21 protein-coding genes are annotated in these 24,024 nt (G+C 31.5%); 16 read left to right on the top strand and 5 right to left on the bottom strand.

The window, feature by feature from the left end:
• Window position 1: 1 nt before the first annotated feature.
• Window positions 2–838 (top strand): rod shape-determining protein MreC, encoded by an 837-nt coding sequence (gene mreC, locus ACFELY_RS00930; protein ID WP_375333380.1) that lies wholly within the window; start codon window positions 2–4, stop codon window positions 836–838.
• Window positions 839–857: 19 nt separating this feature from the next.
• Window positions 858–1,517 (top strand): 7-carboxy-7-deazaguanine synthase QueE, encoded by a 660-nt coding sequence (locus tag ACFELY_RS00935; protein ID WP_094649283.1) that lies wholly within the window; start codon window positions 858–860, stop codon window positions 1,515–1,517.
• Window positions 1,518–2,538: 1,021 nt separating this feature from the next.
• Here ACFELY_RS00935 and ACFELY_RS00940 read toward each other — a convergent pair.
• Window positions 2,539–2,898, bottom strand: a complete 360-nt coding sequence (locus ACFELY_RS00940; protein ID WP_375333381.1) for a hypothetical protein — start codon at window positions 2,896–2,898, stop codon at window positions 2,539–2,541.
• A 476-nt stretch (window positions 2,899–3,374) separates the two neighbouring features.
• Between ACFELY_RS00940 and ACFELY_RS00945 the strand changes: the two genes are divergently transcribed.
• The gene (locus tag ACFELY_RS00945; protein WP_375333382.1) at window positions 3,375–3,509 is read left to right on the top strand and encodes a hypothetical protein; all 135 of its coding nucleotides are present in this window, start codon (window positions 3,375–3,377) and stop codon (window positions 3,507–3,509) included.
• A 30-nt stretch (window positions 3,510–3,539) separates the two neighbouring features.
• Here the strand turns inward: ACFELY_RS00945 and ACFELY_RS00950 are convergent, their stop codons facing one another.
• On the bottom strand, window positions 3,540–3,713 hold the full coding sequence (locus tag ACFELY_RS00950; protein WP_341758865.1) for a palindromic element RPE2 domain-containing protein: 174 nt from the start codon (window positions 3,711–3,713) through the stop codon (window positions 3,540–3,542).
• A 1-nt stretch (window position 3,714) separates the two neighbouring features.
• Here ACFELY_RS00950 and ACFELY_RS00955 point away from each other — a divergent pair, with 1 nt between their 5' ends.
• The 11 genes from ACFELY_RS00955 to rimM all read left to right on the top strand — a co-directional run bounded on the left by ACFELY_RS00955 (window position 3,715) and on the right by rimM (window position 17,510).
• Window positions 3,715–4,761, top strand: a complete 1,047-nt coding sequence (locus tag ACFELY_RS00955; protein ID WP_375333383.1) for an AI-2E family transporter — start codon at window positions 3,715–3,717, stop codon at window positions 4,759–4,761.
• Window positions 4,762–4,777: 16 nt separating this feature from the next.
• A complete protein-coding gene (locus tag ACFELY_RS00960) occupies window positions 4,778–5,440 on the top strand; it encodes a hypothetical protein (RefSeq protein ID WP_341749184.1) in 663 nt (220 codons plus the stop codon).
• Window positions 5,441–5,546: 106 nt separating this feature from the next.
• A complete protein-coding gene (locus ACFELY_RS00965) occupies window positions 5,547–6,965 on the top strand; it encodes a sigma-54-dependent transcriptional regulator (RefSeq protein ID WP_341758867.1) in 1,419 nt (472 codons plus the stop codon).
• Window positions 6,934–7,530 (top strand): biotin transporter BioY, encoded by a 597-nt coding sequence (locus tag ACFELY_RS00970; protein ID WP_375333384.1) that lies wholly within the window; start codon window positions 6,934–6,936, stop codon window positions 7,528–7,530. The genes ACFELY_RS00965 and ACFELY_RS00970 overlap by 32 nt, the downstream gene beginning before the upstream one ends.
• Window positions 7,531–7,654: 124 nt before the next feature.
• The gene (locus ACFELY_RS00975) at window positions 7,655–8,236 is read left to right on the top strand and encodes a biotin transporter BioY (RefSeq protein ID WP_375333385.1); all 582 of its coding nucleotides are present in this window, start codon (window positions 7,655–7,657) and stop codon (window positions 8,234–8,236) included.
• 116 nt (window positions 8,237–8,352) lie between these two features.
• Entirely contained in the window at window positions 8,353–10,164 is a 1,812-nt protein-coding gene (locus ACFELY_RS00980) for a pentapeptide repeat-containing protein (RefSeq protein WP_375333386.1), read from the top strand.
• Window positions 10,165–10,473: 309 nt separating this feature from the next.
• Complete coding sequence (locus ACFELY_RS00985; protein WP_375333387.1) at window positions 10,474–11,310, top strand: DMT family transporter; 837 nt, start codon at window positions 10,474–10,476, stop codon at window positions 11,308–11,310.
• A 253-nt stretch (window positions 11,311–11,563) separates the two neighbouring features.
• Window positions 11,564–14,197: an AsmA-like C-terminal region-containing protein gene (locus tag ACFELY_RS00990; RefSeq protein WP_375333388.1), complete on the top strand. Its 2,634-nt coding sequence runs from the start codon at window positions 11,564–11,566 to the stop codon at window positions 14,195–14,197.
• Window positions 14,198–14,347: 150 nt separating this feature from the next.
• On the top strand, window positions 14,348–15,307 hold the full coding sequence (locus ACFELY_RS01000) for a D-alanyl-D-alanine carboxypeptidase family protein (RefSeq protein WP_375333389.1): 960 nt from the start codon (window positions 14,348–14,350) through the stop codon (window positions 15,305–15,307).
• A gap of 333 nt (window positions 15,308–15,640) precedes the next feature.
• The gene (locus tag ACFELY_RS01005) at window positions 15,641–16,996 is read left to right on the top strand and encodes an MFS transporter (protein WP_375333390.1); all 1,356 of its coding nucleotides are present in this window, start codon (window positions 15,641–15,643) and stop codon (window positions 16,994–16,996) included.
• A gap of 13 nt (window positions 16,997–17,009) precedes the next feature.
• Entirely contained in the window at window positions 17,010–17,510 is a 501-nt protein-coding gene (gene rimM / locus ACFELY_RS01010) for a ribosome maturation factor RimM (RefSeq protein WP_375330352.1), read from the top strand.
• Between the two features lie 139 nt (window positions 17,511–17,649).
• Here the strand turns inward: rimM and typA are convergent, their stop codons facing one another.
• Complete coding sequence (typA, locus tag ACFELY_RS01015) at window positions 17,650–19,467, bottom strand: translational GTPase TypA (protein WP_375333391.1); 1,818 nt, start codon at window positions 19,465–19,467, stop codon at window positions 17,650–17,652.
• 834 nt (window positions 19,468–20,301) lie between these two features.
• Entirely contained in the window at window positions 20,302–20,454 is a 153-nt protein-coding gene (locus ACFELY_RS01025; RefSeq protein WP_341749841.1) for a Sec-independent protein translocase subunit TatA, read from the bottom strand.
• A 168-nt stretch (window positions 20,455–20,622) separates the two neighbouring features.
• On the opposite strand from ACFELY_RS01025, the gene ACFELY_RS01030 reads away from it, so the two are divergent.
• The gene (locus tag ACFELY_RS01030) at window positions 20,623–21,375 is read left to right on the top strand and encodes an IS5 family transposase (protein ID WP_375334093.1); all 753 of its coding nucleotides are present in this window, start codon (window positions 20,623–20,625) and stop codon (window positions 21,373–21,375) included.
• Window positions 21,376–21,421: 46 nt separating this feature from the next.
• A complete protein-coding gene (locus ACFELY_RS01035) occupies window positions 21,422–22,312 on the top strand; it encodes an aminoglycoside phosphotransferase family protein (RefSeq protein WP_375333392.1) in 891 nt (296 codons plus the stop codon).
• Between the two features lie 59 nt (window positions 22,313–22,371).
• On the opposite strand, the gene ACFELY_RS01040 is transcribed toward ACFELY_RS01035, so the two are convergent.
• Entirely contained in the window at window positions 22,372–23,871 is a 1,500-nt protein-coding gene (locus tag ACFELY_RS01040; protein ID WP_375333393.1) for an Npt1/Npt2 family nucleotide transporter, read from the bottom strand.
• Between the last annotated feature and the right edge of the window lie 153 nt (window positions 23,872–24,024).

The following is a 24,024-nucleotide window of genomic DNA, read 5'->3' on the forward strand; positions in this document are numbered from 1 at the left end:
AATGGCATTACTAGCAAATAGAATAAAGAATCCTAGTAGAATAGCAGGGTTAGCTAAATTTATACTTGTCACCGCAAAACGTGGTTTGATTTTATTTTTTACCATAGCTTCGCTTTACTTATTTATTGCTACTCCAAAAAGACTCTCTTCTATGTCTCTTGAAATCGTTGGACATGTTATGTTTAGTGGCTTGCTAATTCATGAAAATATATTTAAACAAATTAACCTAATAACCCAAAATTTTATTTATTTACGGGACTTAGCAAGAGAAAATATTGAATTACAATTAGAGGTGGCAAGATTAAAGAGCTTGCAGAGTGATATATATTTAATCCAATCTGAAAATAGAGAGCTAAAACAACTATTATCAGTTATAGAAGAAGAGCAATATAGCTATGTTAGTGCTAAATTGTTAAGCGTCTCATTAAATCCCTTCAGCAAAACTGCTTTACTGTCAGCTGGTGCAAAACATGGTGTGGCAATTGATCAAATAGTTACCAACAGTAAAGGATTAGTTGGACGAGTAATACAGGTAAGCAACAATTATTCTAAGATAATTTTAGTTAATGACGTGAATTCTAGAATTCCGATCACTACAACCTCTTCAAAAGAGAAAGGTATTATGAGTGGATATGGTAACGGTAGTAAAATACTCTATTTATCAAAAAACCACTTGGTCCAAAAAGGTGAAAAAGTTATAACCTCTGGTTATGGAAATATTTATCCTTATGGCATAACAGTTGGTTACGTAAACAAAGCAAATTCAGAAAATGTTCTTGTAAAACCTATAGTTGACTTATCTAAAACTAAGTTTGTCAGCATATTACTTCCACAATGAATCTTTTATACTATATTTTATGTTTGGACAAAATCCCAAAAGGGCAGCAATATTTAATGACGGGACTAGCCTAGAGATTAAAAGTATCTTTAAGACTATTCAGGGAGAAGGGCCTTTTGTTGGTATGCCTGCTGTCTTTATTAGGCTTGGTGGATGCAATCTAGCTTGTAATTTTTGCGATACCGACTTTGAAGATTTTAATATATTGACTATTAATAATATTATCGAAGAAGTCCAAAGATTTACGATTAATGTCAAATTAGTGGTTATAACTGGAGGTGAGCCTTTTCGTCAACCTATAGAATTATTGTGTCATAAATTAATAAATTTGGATTATATAGTGCAAATAGAAACTAATGGCACGTTATATCGTGAAATTCCAGATAAAGTGCATATAGTTTGCTCACCCAAAGCTGCAAAAAATGGTTATTCCTTATTGCGAAATGATTTACTATCTCGCATTAATGCCATAAAATTCTTAGTAGCTAAAAATATACCAGAATATTCTAACATACCTGAAGTCGGGCAAAGTAAATATAATATACCAGTATTTATCCAGCCTATGGATCAAAACAACCCATTGCTAAACAAAGAGAATGAACAACTGGCTATTGATTTGGCACTTAAGTACGGTTATCGCCTTTCTATACAAGTCCATAAGATTTTGGGTATTGATTAGGTTACTAAATAAAGCTACCAATATAGTTGTCAAAGTTTTTTATTTTTATACTTATAGTAATACTGAATTATAGAAAAAATAAACCAAAAAAATAGTGAGTAAAGGGTATCGTATAATACATCCTTGCTAAAGAAAAGTTCATAAAAACCTATATTATGCTCAATTAGATATTGTATCGTTTGAAACAAGATAGTCATATATAACGTCATCCTGATTGTATATAACAGACATTGATCCCACTTAAACATAATTAACCTCAGCATTCAACATAAGCAATAAACCAGTTATGCTTGCATAGCTAACCCGAATACATTACTACGCCTCCTTGCATAAGCGTTAGTTTAAAAAAACAATAATTGAGAAACCGTCATTGCGAGAAGACCGTAAGGTCACGAAGCAATCCAAAAAAGTGATTAGAAATGGATTGCCACGCCACCTACGGTGGCTCGCAATGACGATTTTTCTACTTTATTTTCTTAAACTAATGCCTATGCACCTTCTCGCAATGATGTCTAGTTATTAATAGAAATCTCAAATATCTCCCCATGGTGACCTATTATTAGCATACTATCTTCATCGATTGCCATAGCTACCGGATCTTTTAGTACAGTAGTTGTCACAACATTAGCAACTTTTGCAGGGATTTTTTTAACGTTAAGATTAATAAGGGCTAATCTACAACATTGTCCAAGTCTATATCAAAACAATTAATTTTCTTAGGCTCTGGCTTTTTAGGTTGCCTTGCCTTAGCTTTCTCTATACCTTGTACAGTTTTTTTACCTTTTCCATAATTCTCTTAACAGACATAATTAAACCTCCAAATTGTATAAATTGATGAGCTTTGTAAAAAATTCTTTATATAGTCAATTCAGGAAAATTTGGGGCCAGGAGCGACGACGCCCCCAACTTCTCATCAATTGACTATAACAATCAATATATCAAAAATTCTCTTATATAACAAGAATATTTTTCTATAAAACAAAACTTTTTATTTACTATATATAACAATCTAAAATTTTATTTATTTACAGGAGTTAGCAAGAGAAAATATTGAACTACAATTAGAGGTGGTAAGATTAAGAATTAATAAAAAAGCTTCGGCGACTTCTTTTGGTGATATTTTTCCCTTGTAGTCTAATATATATGGATAAGGTTGCTCAAGAGAACGAGTTAGCCAACCACTTTCAGACATTGATGGAAATTCATATTTTCTTAAAAATGGAGTAACATATTTTGTATCAAAGCTTCTACCAGAATATCCATTTTGCATATTTGATTGATGGTACCTAACATCCTGAGAAGGATGAAAATACTTGTATACTACACTTGTAATGAGAACTGTTAGCACCCCCTTACTTAAGCTCTGGTAAATTTTGTTCACCTCTTTTTACCTTTACCTCCTGCGGCAAATTAAAGCTTTGCTCCTCAGTTGATTCAAGCTCTGGCAAACTTTGTCCACAATTTTGTCCATTTTTTTTATATCTAGATAAAGATATAGATATATTATTATCTATTATATTGAGTGGAGAAAAATTTTTTTCAGTTGAGTGGTAATTTTTTTCCGGTTGAGTGAAAAATTTTTTATGGCTAGATCGATTATTTATGTGATTAAAGTGAGAAGAATTATCGTTAGCTTTACGAAAACTTATAAATTTTTTAAGAATTCTAATACATAGAATATTGCGGCATTTTAGGTTATGTTTGATCGTAGTAATTAAAGAGTGATCAATGAACCCACTTGTTTGTAATTCTGTTAGACATTGTTTAACCCGTTTTTGACAAACTCCTAGGTTCTGTTGACAAAATTTTATGTTAAGTTATCAGAGTAGAATAAAGAAGTTGCAATAGTAAGAAGAAATGGTAGTTTCTAGTTATCGAAACCAAGAAACTACCGATATGAAGTATTACATAGAAGACCAAGCATGGGAAGCAATTTTATCATTTTTTAAGAAAAAAAAAAAGCTATACACAACAAGAATTAGGAAAAAATAAGACCGTTTATTGAAGCAATATGGTTTATTGCTAGGTTCTGTTGACAAAATTTTTTGTTAAGTTATAGTCAATTGATGAGAAGTTGGAGACGTTGTCGCTCAATGCTCGCCTATTACTTATAGGCGTTGCTCCATCGTTCCTAGCCCCAAATTCTCCTGAATTGACTATATACTTTGCAGTAATTGATAAAAGAAAAGGAACCATCTTGGATAAAACTATTTTTTGGGTTATTGTTGTTGGCACTATTATAGTAACTTTGACTCTGATCTCTAATATATTGATGCCATTTTTTATAGCTGGGATAATATCATATATATTACAGCCTATAATTGATAATCTGTTGTTACGATATAAATTATCTAGAACTATAGTGGTTTCAGTAATTTCCTTTCTATTTTTTAGCATTTTTGCTATAGTAATGGTAGTGTTGCTGCCTATCATATATCAACAAACAACTTTGCTAATTAGTAAAATTCCAGCTTATAAAGATTATTTACAAACTGAATTAATACCTGTTATTACGGCAAAATTTTATTCAATAGATCCAGATATTGCTGATAATATAAAAAATTCTATTAGTAACTTTGTTAATGGTATATTTTTGTTGATCACAGGGCTTGCTAATAATATTTGGCATGTTACTATGGTAACAATCAATTTATTTGTATTGATTTTATTAATACCACTTATATTATTTTATTTTTTACGAGATTGGTTAACAATGTCAGAAAATATAAACCTTTTACTACCTTTGAAAGGTAAAAAGAAAATTCTAAAAATATTATCAGCCATTAATACTTCCCTGTCTGCTTATATAAGGGGACAGCTAAATGTTTGTTTATTATTATCAATATATTACGGAGTTTCTTTGTCGATTCTTGGTGTAGATTTAGGATTATTGTTAGGGGTTTTGTCTGGTTTTTCAATAATTATACCATTTGTTGGCATCTTAATATCCTTTTCGCTTACCATGATTGTTAGTTATTTTGCTTTTGGTATGGTCAGTACATTATTTTATATAATCATTATTTATTTGGTTGGCACAATAGTTGAAGGATATGTTTTATCACCGAAAATTATAGGTGATAAGATCGGTCTACATCCCCTTTGGATAATATTTGCAGTTCTTGCATTAGGTAATATATTTGGTTTCTTGGGTATATTATTTGCTATACCAATTGCCAGTATAATAAAAGTTTTGTTTTTAGCTGCTATCGATTTTTATAAATCTAGTAAGTTTTATAAGAGTTAAAGATTATCTATTAATTATGCGAGATTCCCAGCAATATATATTACCATTATTTGGTAATGATCGATATGTTCTAGATAATTTTATTAATTCACCTTCTAATCAAATCGCATACAATTCAATAAAAAACTGGTCGAGAATTTGGGGCAGTAAACCCTATGAGTTTACAATTTTGCTTTATGGACCTCCTTCCTCTGGTAAAACATATCTTAGTAAAATATGGCAAAATTTGTCGAATGCATTTTTTATAAAAAAAGATTCAGATATACTTAGTGCAGAGCATGTTATGAAGTATAATGCTTTTATTATGGAAGATATAGAATTTTGGCAGGAAAGAAATATCCTCCATTGTTTTAATTTAATAAGTGAGTGTCGTAAATATTTGTTGATGACTACAGGAAGTTTAGCTAATAATTTTGCATTACAGGATTTATCATCAAGAATCAATTCTGTTCTAAGGTTAGAAATAAATCAGCCAGATGATGAATTGATGAGCAAATTAATCTTTAAATATTTTTCCGATCAGTCGGTTAAGGTATCTGACTGTGTAATTGAATATTTATTAATTAATTTACCACGACAATTTGATCAAATAATCAAATTATTGGATGTAATAATGCACTATGCATTAGTTCGTAAGCAAGCTGTTACCATCTCTCTTATCAAACATGCACTTAAATAGGAAAATTGTATAGTTTTGATTATGTGGTAAAAATGTTATAAAAATTAGTTGATTTCTTTTATATTAGCTATTAACCTATAATTTCAATAATTAGTTTTAGGAAAAATTGATGTCTATAGATGTTCTTGTGGTTGATGATGAAGCAGATATTAGAGATTTAGTCTCAGATATTTTAAAAGAGGAGGGTTTTACTACCAAAACTGCTGCTAATAGCATGCAGGCTTTAAAAATACTTCATGAAAAAACCCCCTCAGCAATTATTTTAGATATTTGGCTGCAGGGTAGCGAGCTTGATGGACTTGGAGTTCTGGAGATAGTAAAAAAACGTTACCCGCTAATGCCTGTGATAGTTATCAGCGGGCATGGTACTATTGAAACTGCAGTAAATGCTATCAAAATGGGGGCCTATGATTATTTAGAAAAACCGTTTAGTCATGATAAGCTAGTGATCTTGTTAAAAAGGGCCTGTGAGGCAACTAAGTTAAAGCGTGAGAATCTTGATCTAAAATCAAAGGTTATTAATAAAACTGAGCTTATAGGTAACTCTCACATTACCGCCAAACTTAAGTCTGATATTGAAAAAGCTGCTTTAGCTACTAGTAGAGTATTTATTCAAGGCAAAATTGGTAGTGGTAAAGAACTAGCTGCTCGGTTAATTCATAAGAAATCAAAAAGGGCTAGTGGACCTTTCGTAATCTTTAGTCCAGTATGTATGGATCCTGACCGTATTCATCAAGAATTATTTAAGGGAATAGATAACCAGGACATTAGACGTCCTTCGATATTAGAAGTAGCAAATAGTGGCACTTTGTACATAGATGAAATTAGTGGTTTACCAGTTTCAGTGCAAGTAAACTTACTTAAATTTTTGCAAGACCAAATGTTTCATAAGCCAGGAGGTAAACCAATAAAACTAGATATAAGGGTTATTGCTGCAACTTCTAAGACTATACAAGAAGAGATAAGTAAAGGAGAAGTTTTGGAGGATTTATATCATCGATTAAACGTTATTTCCCTAAAAGTTCCATCTTTATATGAGAGAAAGGATGATATGTCTGCATTAGTGAAGTATTTTGTTAAGCAACTTTCTAAGTTTTCTGGTTTAAAAACACGTGAGTTTTCTGATGAAACAATTGCCGCTTTTCAAGTTTATAGTTGGCCAGGTAATATAAGGCAATTACGTAATGTAATAGAGTGGACTTTAATTATGAATCCGTTATCTTCAAATAATAATCAAGTGATAAAACCAACTATGATACCACCAGAAATTTTAGTTAATGGTTCTAGTCCTGCAAAGCAGGAAGATAATGTTGATATAATGATCATGCCGCTCCGAGAGGCAAGGGAGGTTTTTGAAAAACAATATTTAGCTGCTCAGATGCATAGGTTTAATAATAATATTTCTAAGACCTCAGCCTTTGTAGGTATGGAACGTTCTGCTTTACACCGTAAATTGAAATTACTCAATTTACATATTCCTAGTAATAAATTTAATGACGAGGATTTTTATGACAATTATGAATAAAACAACTTTACCAACTATCATAGCTAATAACTATCTTGTAATTGCTAAAGTAATGCTGGGGGTAGCCGCTCTATTTGCTGGCTCACAAATCGTTATTCCTATCCAGCCAGTGCCGATATCCATGCAAACTGTGGTGATTTGTATTATTGCTGTTACTTATAGCCCAAGACTTAGTTTTGCTACGGTTTTAGCTTATATTACAATTGGCGTGGCAGGGGTGCCAATATTTGCAAAATTATCCAGTGGGTTACATGTTTTGTTTGGTGCAGCAGGTGGTTATCTGATAGGATTTTTAATCGCTACTCCTGTGATGAGTATACTTAACAGTAAGTTTTCTGAAAGATTTACTGGAACATACTCACGTCATTTGAGTATATTTTGTACTTGTCTTATAGGGCATCTTATAATTTACTTTTTGGGAGTTAGTTGGTTAGCAACATTTATGGGAATTAAACAAGCTATTTATAGTGGATTTATAATATTTATACCGAGTGGCTTAGTAAAGATGCTAATATTTTCTTCTTTATATTACTACTATATAAGAGGTAGAAAGAACACTCTTTAAAATATATATTAGTGAAAGTAGTTTTATTTTACCTTTGTAGGTATGGAACGTTCAGCATTACATCGTAAATTGAAATTACTCAATTTACATATTCCTAGTAATAAATTTAATGACGAGGATTTTTATGACAATTATGAATAAAACAACTTTACCAACTATCATAGCTAATAACTATCTTGTAATTGCTAAAGTAATGCTGGGGGTAGCCGCTCTATTTGCTGGCTCACAAATCGTTATTCCTCTCCAACCAGTGCCGATATCCATGCAAACTGTGGTGATTTGTATTATTGCTGTTACTTATAGCCCAAGACTTAGTTTTGCTACGGTTTTAGCTTATATTACAATTGGCGTGGCAGGGCTACCAATGTTTGCAGAGCTATCAAGTGGTTTACATATTTTGTTTGGTGCAAGAGGTGGTTATCTGATAGGATATTTAATCGCTACTCCTGTGATGAGTATACTTAACAGTAAGTTTTCTGAAAGATTTACTGGAACATACTCACGTTATTTGAGTATATTTTGTACTTGTCTTATAGGACATCTTATAATTTACTTTTTGGGAGTTAGTTGGTTAGCAACATTTATAGGAATTAAACAAGCTATTTATAGTGGATTTATAATATTTATACCGAGTGGCTTAGTAAAGATGCTAATATTTTCTTCTACATATTCTTATGTAAAAGGCAGAAAGAATACTATTTTATGATTCAAATAACAAGGTCATTGCGAGGAGGCACTTTAGTAACGACAAAGCAATCTAGGAAAACTTGTAGCACAATAAATAATCTGGATTGCTTCGTCGCAGTTTTGCTGCTTCTCGCAATGACGGTTACCTCTATATCACGTAGACAGGAACCTGTAATATCGCATGGCGGTGTAAAATTCTTTATTGTAACTTTGCTTTTAGTTCTTACCGGATGTTCAGATTCTTCAAGAGATGCAGATGGTTTGTTATCTAATAGTCAAAGTCTCATTATTAGAAATTATATAGCAGAGCAAAATAAAAATAAGGTACCAGTAAATATTAAAAATAAATTTGGTGCAAATCTTAGAGGCTTAAAACTAGTAGGTGTTAAACTGATAAATGAGGATCTTTCTGGTGTTGATTTAAGTTTCTGTGAAATATCACGGGTAGATTTCTCAGGAACAAATTTTGAGAATGCAATTTTAACAAAATCTATAATTCAAGAAAGTGATCTTTCTAATACTATATTAAAAAATATATCAGCTTATGGTGCAGATTTTCAAGCATCGATGTTTGAGAATACTCATTTTAGAAATAGTAATCTTATTCAATCAAATCTTGAGGACACTGACTTTGTCAAAGCTAATTTAGAAAATATTAATTTTGAAAATGCAAATCTTACTAGAGCTGTATTTGATGAGGCTATGATCAGTAATTCTAATTTTCAAAAAAGTAATTTAGCAAAAGGTAGTTTTAAAAAAGCAGTTATCTCAAATTCTATTTTTTATGGTACAGATTTACGGCAAATATTAGCTAATTACCTCAATATGACTAATTGTTATTGTGAATCTGTGGATCTAACTGGGGTGGACTTTACTGGAGCGGTGATTAGCAATTCAGATTTTACTCATGCTATTATTAATCAAGCTCAATTAAAAAATATAAAGCTTACTAACTCGTTATTTTCTTTCTCTTCCTTTCAATCTGCAGATTTTGCCAATGCAATTATTGAGAATTGTAATTTAAAAAATACCAATTTGAATAATGTGCAATTGAATCAAGTACAAATTCAAAATAGTGTGATGGATAATGCTCATTTTAATGATGCTATTATAAAGGAGCTATCAATAAAGAACTGCCATAGCATTTTGCTCAAGTTAAATAAAATTAATATCGCTAATGCTCATATTGAGAATAGCAATCTTACCAGCGTATCATTGAATAATAGCTATGTCAAGCAAGCAACTATTATTAACTCTGATTTAACCAATAGTGAATTAATAAACTCTAATTTCTCTGCTACTAAATTTAATACGGTAAATTTTACTAAAGCACTGATACAAAATACTGTTTTAAATGGGATAAAATTTGTTGATAGCCATTTTTATCAGATAGCTATCATAAATTCAGATTTATCAGAAGTCATTTTTGATAGTTCACCAACCATAAATTCTCAATTAAGTAACGTGAGATATAAAGATGCTGATTTTATTAATTCAGATTTCAATAGAAATATTGTATTAAATAGTCAGGACTTTTATAAGTTTAAGTCAGTAAACACTATATATTCTGTAAAAGATTTAGAACAGGTGAAAGACTTATCAAATATCAATTTACAAGGTTTAAATTTGTCAGGTCTGGTATTTAACCAAACTATTTTCTCAGGTTCTGTTCTTAAAGGAGTTGATTTATCTAATGCTATAATCCAGAATTGTATATTGCAAAATACTAATCTAACTATGGCAAATCTAAGTAATGCAGATTTCAGTAAATCGTCGCTTATTGGTAGCAATTTAGAATCCGCTAAACTTTATAATACAAACTTTAATGATACTGATTTAACAAATGTTAATTTTATCAGAGCTTTTGTTAGTAAAATATCTTTAGTTAATGCAAAGTTGGATGGCACCAAAGGTCTTGATGATCAGGGTAGTAAAAATATAGAATAACTATTGTAAACAATTAAAGGGAATTTTTACCATAGCATCTTACATTTTTTATTCTATCATAAAAGTGTAATTCTGTATACGTATCAATTTGAGGGAAAAAGCTGAGTTCTAAGAGTCATTGCGAGGAGCCACTTTAGTGGCGATGAAGCAACCCAATTTATACAAAGATATTATTAGCGTATGTTTTTGGATTGCTTCGTCGTGCTTCTCCAGTTCTCGCAATGACGCTTATGTATAGCATAATACCTTATAAATTTTTACTTACTGATGTGCAACAAAGTTTTAATAAACTAACCAAAGTATAAACTCATGAAAGCAACATTATATATTTTAAGTGCATTTGGACTTGGAGCAATGAAAGCCAGTATAATAAAATCCCTTAACAACAGTGTTCCTATTTCTTTAGTGGTATTTTCACAATTTTTTCTTTGTACTATCTATTTTTTACCAAAAGTTATAAAGTCTCATGGTAGATTAATAGTGTCGCAACATTATTGGGCATTAATTAGCAGGGGATTATTAGGCATAGGATATTGGTATTGCATGTTTTCGTCAGTAAATTACTTGTCTCTTTTTAATGTCAGTGTACTTACAAATCTTTCTCCACTTTGGGTGTTACTAATAACTGGCATTTTTATTGATAAATCTATTAACAAAGAACTATTATTTTTAGCGATAATTGGCTTTATTGGGTGCTTATTAATATTAAAACCATCAAGAGAAATTATAAATTTGGGAGCAATTTTTGGATTATTTAGTGGAATATTTATGGCACTAACTCTCATATCAATAAAAAATTTACTAAAAACAGAAAATTCAGATAGAGTATTAGTATATTATTTTGGGATAGCTTCTCTTAGTATGTTACCTTTTTTAATGAATTTTGCTATAACACAAGTTTCTTTAAATGACTGGGTCTTGTTATCAATCAATGCTCTGTTGATGCTTTTACACCAAATATTATTAAATAAAGGATTAGAAATTGGTTTAGTTACAGAAACGAGTATTTTAGCTTATAGCAGTGTTTTATTTTCTTTAATTTTAAGTATAGTTATTTGGCAAGAAATACCAGATATTTTCTCAATTGTTGGAGCAATAATAATAATCTCAAGTGGAATATATATAGCCAAGAGACAAAAATCATGATCAGAAAGCAAACCAAAGTTCTGGGAACATATTTAGTGATCGTTCACGAATTTTTTTGTTATCATCTTATGATGAATAAAAAATAAGCAATACCGCAAAAATAGTGAAAACAGCTATTAGTGGATTAAAAAAATCTGTTATATTTATAGATATAACCGAATTTGTAATAAATTGTTATATCTAATTCAGGTTAATTATATTTTGAACTATTTTCGACAACCTCCTAGTAATATTGGATATTGGATAATCTTTTATGATAAGAAAAATAATTATATCTACTATCATTGCTATTTCATTGTTAATATGCTCTATATTAGTTGCTGTAAACTTTGTTGACTATAATTCTGTCAGTAACAGTTTTGTCAATGAATTAAAAATTTCTCCTCAAAATCTAAAAAACATAAAAATAACTAAATTTCCTAGACCTTATTTGACTATTGATCGTATAAAAGAAGATGGCAGGCTAGAATTAGAAAATATAAAAATTTACTTTGCTCCGTGGTCATTATTAATTCTTAGACCAAAAATTAGTGCTGTAACCATAAATAATGCCACAATATATTCAGATGAGCAGGATTTTGACATTATAAACCATGATAGGATAGTTAGTTCATTGATAATAAATGGTATAATAGATATAAATTTTGATGTTAAAAATCTGACTATTTTAAATAAAGATAACCAACCTATTCTTACTTTAAATAACTGCTCTCTATTTAAAAACAACCCTGTTTCTAGTAAAATTTCATTCAAGGGAAATGGGGGGTATGTAGGAAAATTATACGGATTCTTTGAAAGAAATGCTAATCAAATAAATCTTGACCTTACTATCGCTAATAGTGATTATAATTTTCACCTGTTAGAAACCTATATAGACTCTAAACTGATAAATGGCAAAGCAGAATATCTAATACAACATTTAGCTGATATATTACATATTCTTATACCAGATTTAGATTCTTTGTTTAGAAGATTTAATCCGAATGAAAAGATAAATATAAAATTTGATATTTTACCTACTCCCCAATTACTTAAGCTAGAAAATATAATTATAGATTCTAATTCACTAGCAGGTAATGGTTCAATATATTTGAATAAAAGTGATGATGTTACTAGTATAATAAAATTACATTTTCCTAAGATAGATGCAAAATCACTGATTACCTCATCAAATAATATTAAACAATTTAGCAATTCAATTTTTGGGTTAAGGTTTCTCTTTGAGAATAAATCAATTATCACCAATATTTTAGTTGATCAAATAATATTAAATAACGATGAGGTATTAAATAATACTAAAATTTTGCTTAATTTAGACAAAGGGGTATTAGTGGTTAATGATTTTTCTGGTACAATAAAATCCGGAGGAAATTTTCAATTTGTAGGTAATGTAACTCAAAACTCAGTAAGAAGTATATTTGACGGCACAATTTACTTGCAACATAATGACCTTAATTCTGTATTGAATACTTTAGGTTATCAACAGGCAGTTAGTAAAAAGCCTACAGCTTTTATTTTATCCTCAGATTTAAAACTAACTTTAATAGATGTATATTTACAAAATCTTATGCTAAAAACTGAGAATACTAAAGTTACCGGTAATATTACGGCTAGATTTATTGGTTCTATGCCGCATTTTATAGCTATTCTTGACTTTTCCTCGATAGATTTAAATAGAGAGGATTATCCAATAATTTCACCATTGGTAAAATTTGCCAAAAGTTTGTCAGAAAATATGAAAGATGAATCATACTTAGCTAAATATATTCCCATTAGAACAGTTAATTATTTAGGTAATTTTGATATCACGATCAATGATATACTTATGGGAGATAGTTCATTTGGGAAAGCATATATATTAGCAAATATTTCGCCAGGTAATATTGAAATTAGTAATCTTGATATAAGAACCAATAGTGATTACATCAATCTTAGTGCCAATTTGTTAGCAAATAATATTAAACCACAATTAGAAGTTACAATAAATGATGGTTCTCTTAATGTTAACTATTTAACTGCTGAATCTTTACTTAATCTACGAAATAAATTACTAAATGAATTTGATTTAGAAAAAATAGAGTTAAAATTAGATGGCATGTTATCAAAAATAACGCAGAATGATCTAGTATTACAAAATATTAAATTTGCTTTAGCAAATAACAATGCCCTATTTAAGATCAGTAACCTTGAAGCAAATTTACTTTCTGGTAAATTAGCAGCAGAAGGTAATATTTTATTAGATCCATATACTCTTAACTTTGTTTATGCCCTAAATTCTATTGATTTAGCTCAATTATCTAATATTTTTCCAAAAGGGTTACTAAACAATTACGGGGGAATGAGTATCAATGGAACACTCGCCACTAATGGTGATAGTTTAAAAAAATTGTTATATGAGCTTAGCACTCAATCAGAGTTTGTCATAAAAAATGCTAAGATTAGTAATTTTTCCATTGATTCATTTATAGAAAAAGTTAATAATAAAGATTATAATCTTAAATATTTAAAAGAAGATTTAGCCCATGCTATGTATCAAGGGCAAACTGAATTAGATAGTTTGCGTGGCAACATTCAGTTAAAAAATGGCATAGCTACAATAAAAGGTGTAGTATTTAATACGAAATATACTAGCGGGTCTGCATCATTAGCTGTAAATGTATATAATTGGGACATGACATTATCTTCAATATTATCTTTCTATATAGCAGACTCAAAACTTAATTTAAATGACTCTAGTAATCAAAATACTCCTATAAATCTTAAAATAAAAACATCAGGTACTATATTAGACCCTATAAAAACGTTAGATGAAACTGAATTAACAAAGGCTTTAGAGAACAAAAAAAATCCACAGTTACAAAACAATAATTTTAACCTTGCCGACTAGTAATATTATTCTATAGTCAATTCAGGAGAAGTTGATGCTAGGAGCGATGGAGCGACGCCTATAAGTAATAGGCGAGCGACGAGTGACGACGTCACCAACTTCTCATCAATTGACTATATCTTAACAAGAAGATTTTTAAACCATATAATTATGCTAATGCGATTACAACTATTGCTATTTTTTTCCTGTATAATAACATTTAGTATAAGTTCATGTCCTGCTTATGCTGCAAAAAAACCGGTATCTTTGCCAACTCAGACAAGTCTTGTTGTAGATTACAATACTGGTAGAATCTTGCATGATAAAAATTCTACTACTAAAATATATCCGGCTTCATTGACAAAACTAATGACCTTGTATTTATTATTTGAAGCAGTAGAATCTGGCAGATTATCAATGAACCAAAAATTATATGTTTCAAAAAACGCAGAGAGAATGTTGCCCTGTAAGCTAGGACTTAGAGCAAAAGAATCTATTACTGTAAGAGAGGCTATTTTAGCCCTAATTGTTAAATCTGCAAACGATGCAGCTATGGTCGTAGCTGAAAATATTAAAGGTAGTGAGGAAAAATTTGCTCGGTTGATGACTATTCGGGCCCATCAGCTTGGTATGAGAGATACTTATTTTAAAAATGCTTCTGGATGGCATCATCCTTGTCAAAAAACTACCGCTCGGGATCTTGCTAAATTATCTATAGCTATTAAGCGAGATTTTCCTAAATATTATAGTTATTTTTCTAGAAATAACTTTGTTTTTAGAGGTAAAACTATACGAGGGCATAATAAAGTGAATGAAACTTATGAAGGAGTTGAAGGGTTAAAAACTGGCTATACCACTCCAGCTGGCTATAACTTGATTACTGCTGCAACTAGAAAAAACAAATCATTGGTTGCTATTGTCACTGGTGGCAGATCTGCTGAGTCTAGAAATTTGCAAATGGTAAAACTATTAGATACGCATTTTGATAAACCGAGCAATAATAAGACAATGGCTAATAAATTGATAGCAAAGATAACGGTACCATCAAAAACATATAGCAGAAAAATAAAGTCAACTAAAGTTGCAACAAATCTTAAAGTAAAAAACAAAAAAAAACTTGTTCAAAGTTAGGAGGTATACTCGAATGATCTGGAGAATTGGAACGTAAAACAAGAGGTGAGCGAGCGGAGTGTACATTTAGTACATGAGCATGCGAATACCCCGAAGTTTTGCGGAGCCAATTCTTCAAATCATTCGAGTATATAACTAACCCGATTAGCTATACTTCTATCTATTAGCAAAGAGCCACTTTGGTGACGACTAAGCAATCTAATGAGTGTGGATTACCACGACCTATTTGCGTGATCTTACTAATAGACGTTTTGTACTTTTCTGTAATTTTTAAATTGCCACGGGGTTCGTAAGGTGAGCTACTTAGTGAATAGGGAGAATATAAAAGCAAAAATGGGCAGATTGATACAAGAAGAAGGGTCGCATATTCAAAGCAATCTAACTAAAAAACAAAAAAAGGCCGTTTTGTTACTCTCAATCGGTACATTCTTAGAATATTTTGATCTGATGGTATATATACATATGGCGGTAGTTCTTAATGAACTTTTTTTTCCAAAATATGATCCACATGCAGCACAATTACTTTTAGCTTTTACTCTTTGTTCCACATATTTATTGCGACCTATAGGAGGATTAGTTTTTGGATGGATTGGTGATAATATAGGACGTAAAGCAACCGTTATTATCACCACTTTTATGATGGCAATTTCTTGTCTTATCATTGCTAATTTACCAACTTATGCTGAAATAGGTACCACTGCTACTGTGATTTTATCAATATGTCGTATTATGCAAGGTATTACTTCCATGGTAGAAATAGTAGGGGCAGAACTATATTTGACCGAAACTATAAAATCATCACAACAATATTCAGTTATATCACTATTGGTTTTCTTATCTGTATTAGGGGGAACATTTGCTTTGGGAATTGCATCTATTACTATCTATTACAATTGCAATTGGCGTTATGTTTTTTGGTTTGGTACATCAGTTGCGTTAATTGGTTCAGTAGATAGGACAACTCTACGAGAAACACCAGAATTTGTTGATGCAAAACGTCGAATGAAAAGAATTTTTGTAGACATTAATGAAGCACAAGATATACTAAAAAATGATCCTATTTGGACAAAGAAAGTTAATAAAATCACAGCCTTATCTCTTTTTTTTATAAGATGTGCTGTGCCGGTATATTTTTATTTAATATTTATTCATTGTGGAGAAATTCTTAGAAGTAATTTTGGTTATACAACTGAGCAAGTCATTCATCAAAATTTCTTCGTCTCAGTGGTAGAAATATTAGGAATCTTACCATTAATATATTTAAGTTATTATATATATCCTATAGTGATTTTAAAAATTAAACTAGTAATTTTCTGGATTTTTGTTTTGATTTATCCATACTTATTAGATAATGTTAGAACCCCTTTTGATATTTTTTTACTCCAATCATTTATGGTGCTTTTTGAACCTCGTACCATTCCAGCCACACCAATTTTTTACAAATATTTCCCTATCTTTAAACGTTTTACTTATTGTGCTTTTATACATGCTATATCACGTACGGTAATGTATATTATCACATCTTTTGGGCTTATTTATTTAACAGAATATTTAGGTAATTATGGATTGCTGGTTATTACAATTCCAATCATGATTGGATATAGTTTTGGCATATTGCATTTTGAAAAATTAGAGAAAGCATCTGGAAATTATCCTAAAAAGAAAAAATGGTTTCTCTTAATGAATTAGGTGTACTCAAATAATGTCTATAAAAGAAGGTTTAATTTTTGTTGGTGTAGTACTATCAGCACAAGGAATAAAGGGCAATGTTATAGTAAAATCTTTTACTATGCCAAATACTAATATCATTAAAATGAATTTAGTTGATGAATTAGGAGAAAAAATTATTCTTAAACTACTTAGTCAAAATTCTAAAGGTGATATAATATGTAGATTTAACCAAGTGAATAATAGAACCTCCGCTGAAGAATTAAAAGGATGTAAGATTTTTTGTCATAGGTCAGATTTTCCTACATTAAGTGAAGACGAATTTTACATTGAAGATTTAAGAGGTTTATTAGTGCTAGATAGCAATTTAGTCGTTATCGGAAAAATTACCAATATCTTTAATTTTAATGCAGGTGATATCATTGAAATTGAGTTTGTTAACAATAAAACATTAGAGTTATTTCCTTTTAACAAACAATTTTTTCCAGTAATTACTAAAGAACATGCTATTCTTACAAAATTCGAGTCATCCTGAAATAAATTCAATTAGAAATGAATTTTCGACCATTACATGGTCTCGCAATGACGTATTATGTACTACAATTATCATTGCGAGGAAGCGTAAGCCGACGAAGCAATCCATTCCCAATCATTTTCAAGATGACCCCAAAAAGTTAGCCCTCGCGTCGTTCCGATCTCTTCCGGTCGTTAGGATTCAACATTGCCTTACGAAGTCTAATTGATTTAGGAGTAACTTCTACCCTTTCATCACTTTCGATATAGCTGATAGATTGTTCTAATGTCATAATGGTTGGTGGGATAAGCCTCATAGCTTCATCCTTACCCGAAGCCCTAACATTTGACAATTGCTTGGCTTTTAGAGGGTTGACCTCTAGATCATTATCCCGATTATGTTCTCCTATAATCATTCCCTGATATACTAGTTCATTAGGGTTTATAAACATTTTTCCACGATCTTCAAGATTCCATAGAGCATAGGCAACAGCTTCACCATCTCCATTAGAAATTAACACTCCATTACGCCTTCCTTCAATAGCTCCTTTATAGGGAGCATAGCTATGGAAAACACGGTTCATAACACCGGTACCCCGAGTTTCAGTTAAGAATTGACCGTGATAGCCAATCAGACCACGTGATGGTCCTAAAAATGTTACTCTAGTTTTACCGCTGCCAGATGGACGCATATCAGTCATTTCTGCTTTACGTATGGCAAGTGATTTAACCACAACTCCAACAAAATCATCATCAACATCAACTTGGATTTCTTCAATTGGTTCTAATCTCTTCCCCTGTTCATCTTCTTTGAATAATACGCATGGTCTGCTGATTGATAGCTCAAAACCTTCACGTCTCATAGTCTCGATTAATATTCCTAATTGTAGCTCACCACGACCTGCAACTTGAAAAGCATCTTTTTCTTCAGTTTGGCTGACCCGTATAGCTACGTTACTTTCAATCTCTCGCATTAATCTATCACCCAGAACTCTTGCTGTAAGCTTTGAACCCTCTCGTCCAGCAAGAGGAGAATCATTTACCCCAAAGGTCATAGATAATGTTGGTGGGTCTATAGGTAAGGATGGCAGTGCTACAGTTATTTCAGGGGTACATATCGTATCCGCTACAGTAGCATCCTGAATTCCAGCAATGGCAATAATATCTCCAGCATATGCAACATCAACAGCTACACGTTCTAGTCCCCGAAATGAGAGTATTTTACTTATTCGAGCATTTTCAATTGCCATATTATCACAATTAAGCACTTTAACATTTTGGTTAGTCTTAATTGTCCCACTATGGATACGACCAGTAAGTACACGACCAAAATATGGGTTATATTCTCTAGTGGTAACAAGCATAGAAAAAGGATCTTCGCTATCAGCGATAGGAGTAGGCACATGAGATACTATCAAATCAAAAAGTGGAGCAAGGTCTTTTTGCTCATCGTCTAAGTGACGCGATGCCCAACCGCTACGTCCTGAAGCATATATAATAGGAAAATCTAATTGTTCATCATTTGCCTCTAATGCCATAAATAATTCGAATACTTCATCGACTACTTCACTTACTCTTCTATCAGGACGATCAATTTTATTGATAACAACAATTGGTTTTAAACCAAGTTTCAGAGCTTTTGACAACACAAATTTTGTCTGAGGCATTGTGCCTTCAGAAGAATCAACTAGTAATATGACTCCATCTACCATAGTAAGAATACGTTCTACCTCACCACCAAAATCAGCGTGACCAGGAGTATCAACTATATTGATACGGATATCTTTCCACATCAGGGAGGTGCATTTAGCTAAAATGGTTATACCACGTTCACGTTCCAAATCATTTGAATCCATAGCACGTTCTGCTACTTCCTGGTTTGCTCGGAAAGTCCCACTTTGCTTGAGCATATTATCAACTAGAGTGGTTTTACCATGATCAACGTGAGCGATAATGGCAATATTGCGAATAGCAGACATCAAAAACCTTTAATATATTTTTTGATTTGCATTATAGAGCATAATAGATCAAAAGGGAATAGAGTTCTTATACTGTTTGTATAGTATTTTAAATTATAGATTCTATATTTGCCATCTTACAACTATTAGCTAACCCATTAATGTTTTAGATAGCTCCTTGTTAATAGACGGAAGTATAGCTAATTGAGTTAACTATATAATTTCATTTGACTTAAATAATTTCACTTGTAAAAGTTTAAAATTTGATTTATTAGATTATGAGTTTTTTGCTTTCCCCAAATTGTTTGAGTATACCCATTGTAAAAATAGCCCGCTTGCACAACTCACTTATGCTGAGGAATTTGAAGGAGACGCTTCACCTCGAACCGCAGCGTACTCTAGCATCATATCTTTACCCATAAGTTTTTAATGAATTATAGTCAATTCAGGAGAATTGGGTAGCAGGAGCGATGGAGCAACGCCTATAAGTCACAGGCGAGCGACGAGTGACAACGTCACCAACTTCCCATCAATTGACTATATCAGAAAATTGCGATCAAATTTTCTTGAACCGTGTGTTTAATCTCTCATCTCACAAATCTACACATTCTACTTCACTTTCTATCCATTTATTCATACCAATACCAACTTTATGATTTCCTTAGTTGATATTATTACACTATTTTCTCCCTCTTGCAACTTGTGGGCAAAGATATGACATTTGAGTACGCTGCGGTTCGAGGTGAAGCGTCTCCTTCAAATCCTTGTATATACGCGAGTTTTGCAAGAGGTCTATTATTATCTTTTTAAATCTTTGGACATCTTATCAACTGTTTTTAGGCAATGTCATTAACGTTATTCATCTTTCTTCTTATCATCTTTTATTCCTTCCTTAAAAGCTTTAAGACCTTTAGCAAGATCTGACATTACTTGAGGCAATTTACCAGCACCAAACAATACTAAGATAATTAATAAGATCACTAATAAGTGACTGAAGCTCATTCCCATAATATCAATTTTGTAAGTTTTAAGTTAAAGTTATTATAGCAAATATTGTTAATTTTATCTAGGTTCTGTTGACAAAATTTTATGTTAAGTTATCAGAGTAGAATAAAGAAGTTGCAATAGTAAGAAGAAATGGTAGTTTCTAGTTATCGAAACCAAGAAACTACCGATATGAAGTATTACATAGAAGACCAAGCATGGGAAGCAATTTTATCATTTTTCAAGAAAAAAAAAGCTATACACAACAAGAATGAGGAAAAAATAAGACAGTTTATTGAAGCAATATGGTTTATTGCTAGAACAGGTTGTCAATGGCGTCTTCTGCCTGATTATTATGGTTGTTGGTACAGTGTTTATCGCAGATTTAAGAGATGGGTTGACAAAGGTATATGGGAAGCTTTAATGGATCATGTTAAAGTAGATGTAGATATTGAATCAATGATGATTGATGCAACTATTGTAAGAGCACATGCTTGCTCATCTGGATATATTAAAGGTAATCAAGAGGAAGCAGCTTTAGGTAGAAGCAAAGGTGGTTTTAGTACTAAAATTCATGCCCTCGTTGATGCATTGGGGAACCCACTGAAGTTTATACTAACTGCTGGGCAAAGAAATGATATCACTCAGGCTGAAAATCTTACTAAAGATGTTCAGAATACGACGGTGATAGGTGATAAAGGATATGATAGTAGTGCGTTTGTAGAAAGCCTAGAAAATAAGGGGTGTGAGGTTGTTATACCACCAAAATCTAATCGTAAAGTACAACGTGAATATGATAAACATATTTATAAAGAACGCCATTTAATTGAATGTTTCTTTGGTAAAATCAAACATTTTAGGCGTATATTTTCTAGGTTTGATAAAGCCCCAGCCACCTTTTTAGCCTTTCTAAATTTTGTTGGAGCTTTAATATGGTTACGTTAAAAATTTTGTCAACAGAACCTAGTATGAAAGAATCAGATATATCAATATGAAAACATTCAAAACTAATATCATTAATATCTATGGTGATCAAGGTAAAGTTTGGTTAGATGATTTACCAAGAATTGTCGATGAATTGGCTGGAAAGTATGGTTTGTCTGACTTAAAGCCAGTTGAAAATTTGACCTACCACTATGTTCTAGAAGGTTTTCAAGGTAATCAGCCGATCATTTTAAAGTTGGGGCTAGATATTGAAGGGCTTAGGAGAGAATTAGTAGCTTCAAAAGTTTTCTGGGGATTTGGCAGTGTAAAGGTTTTGGCTGAAAACAGTGGTTTATTACTACTTGATAAGGCTATTCCTGGTATATCATTAAAATCCTATTTTCCTACTAAAGATTGTGAGGCTATTCAAATAGCATGTGATGTAATGACAAGATTACACCGAGGATATTTGTTGCCTGTAGAAGGTTTTCCTTGTATTAATGATTGGTTGTCAGTACTAGATAAAGAATGGGATATCCCAACCTATTATTTAGAAAAAGCTCAAAAATTGCGAGATAAGCTACTTAATACATCGTCAAGGTTAGTTTTATTGCATGGCGACTTACATCATGATAATATTCTGCAAAATGGTGATGATTGGGTAGTTATTGATCCTAAAGGGGTTATTGGTGAACAAGCATATGAGGTAGCAGCCTTTATTCGTAATCCTTTTCCTGAAATCCTTGCCTTAAAAAATGTTGAAAGTATTATTGCAAATCGTATCACTAAATTTGCAACTATCTTAGGTTTAGATACTCAACGAATTAGCAATTGGTGTTTTGTTCAAGCTGTACTCTCCTGGGTTTGGGCTTTGGAAGATAGTTGTGATGGGCTTGTTTGGGCAGACCTTACAAAAATTTTTGATGATTTGCTTGTTAATATGAAAATCAATCAGTAGATATAGCTCACCTTTTTGGCAGGTGAATTTGGTATAATATTAGTAGGGTTAGCTACAGGTTAGACAATTTTCTTATATTCAAAGTATATTTTTCTTACCGAGTAAATCCATGCAATGCAAACAATGATAAATACTCCCATTAAAAATGGTGAAATAGAACTAAAAGTTGCTGTTGGTACTAATGTAAAAATAACTGACTGTATTAATCCGCTCGAAGATTTACCAACTTTCGAGCTAATAACGTCAACAGCTGCTTTACCTTTGGTTTTTAGCTCCTTATCTAGAGGGATATATAGCATCTCTTTAGAGGTGTCCCAAATTGAATATTTAGTACCTTTCACTAGAATGTTCTGTAAAGCACCAATTGATACCGCAAGAGCCAGTGGTGTCATAAGAATAGCACTGTCAAATAGAGACAATATTTGATGATCAAACACGATTAAAATAAAGAATAATGTACCAGTAACCATCATGATAATTGGCGAAATTACAGCCGCAACAAACCAGCTATGACTACGCATTATATTGTTGCCTATTATAGTCATTATCATGATAGTAACCCCAGTCCAAAGAATATAAAGGCTATTAAATTCTGCATAACTATTAACAGTGGGGTATAATTCTTTTATTTTTGCTTTCCATACAGCTTCTACCAAATTCATTGATAAACCAAAAGCAGCAGAGCAAATTAGCATTAACCATAAATATTTTGATCTTATGATATATCTAAAACTTTCGATTAATCCCATTCCATCTTTAGTCGATCTAGCAGATTTAGCCTTTGCATAAAATGTTGGATTGGTAAAAACATTTTTGCTAATAAATCTTACAAGTAAATATGATATAACAGCTGCAACTACCACAAAACTTGTTGATATTTTTACCAATATAGTTTTGTTGTCCGGTACCGTAAAAAAATACTTAGCTATAGTGTTAGCAGATGATAAGTTTGACATCAAAAAGCCAACAAATATTAAAGCAGAATTACCAAATAATGAAAAAAGAGTGTAAAACCTTTTTGCTTCTTCTGTTGTAGTAAGCTCATTAGCAAACTGCCAAAACAGTAAAACATAAAAGATATTGGGCCAAAGCTCAGATAATGTATAAAAAACCACATAACTCCAATTACCAATTAAAGCTATATACCATTTTAAATGAGGATAATTCCCCATAATTTGTTCCAGCGAATTTGGATTAATGTGGAAAATATGGACATTAGGATAAATGATGAAAGCAAAAACAATAAAGAAACTAATAAAAAAGGTAATTAAATAGCCATAAATCTTCTCAAAACTATAATGATTAAGCATCTTAGCATAGATTATAACGAATAGAGCCGCTGCAGGTGTTACACAATAAACTTTAGTGAAACTGACTACTTCAGCACTAATCTCTGAAATTAAAATACTATCTTTTAAAATTCTTAATATATTTTGGTTAAATAAGACACAGAACATCAAACCACACATCGGTATGAATTTCCCGAGTTCATGATTATGGATAGGCCAAAAGATAGTTCTGAATTTGCTGCTAAATGAATTTGACTGTATACTAGTCATAATAAGGGTTCCCTAAGACAAAAAAAAAACTCAATGCATGTATCAACTTAAAGAGTGATCTTTTAATGAGTTGAAAATATTCAAGAGTTCTTCCTTAATTGCTTAAGGATTATTTGTACAAAATATACAGGTTAGGAACTTATATATTATTAA

Source organism: Candidatus Tisiphia endosymbiont of Xenochironomus xenolabis, assembly GCF_964264705.1.
Classification (GTDB): Bacteria; Pseudomonadota; Alphaproteobacteria; order Rickettsiales; family Rickettsiaceae; genus Tisiphia.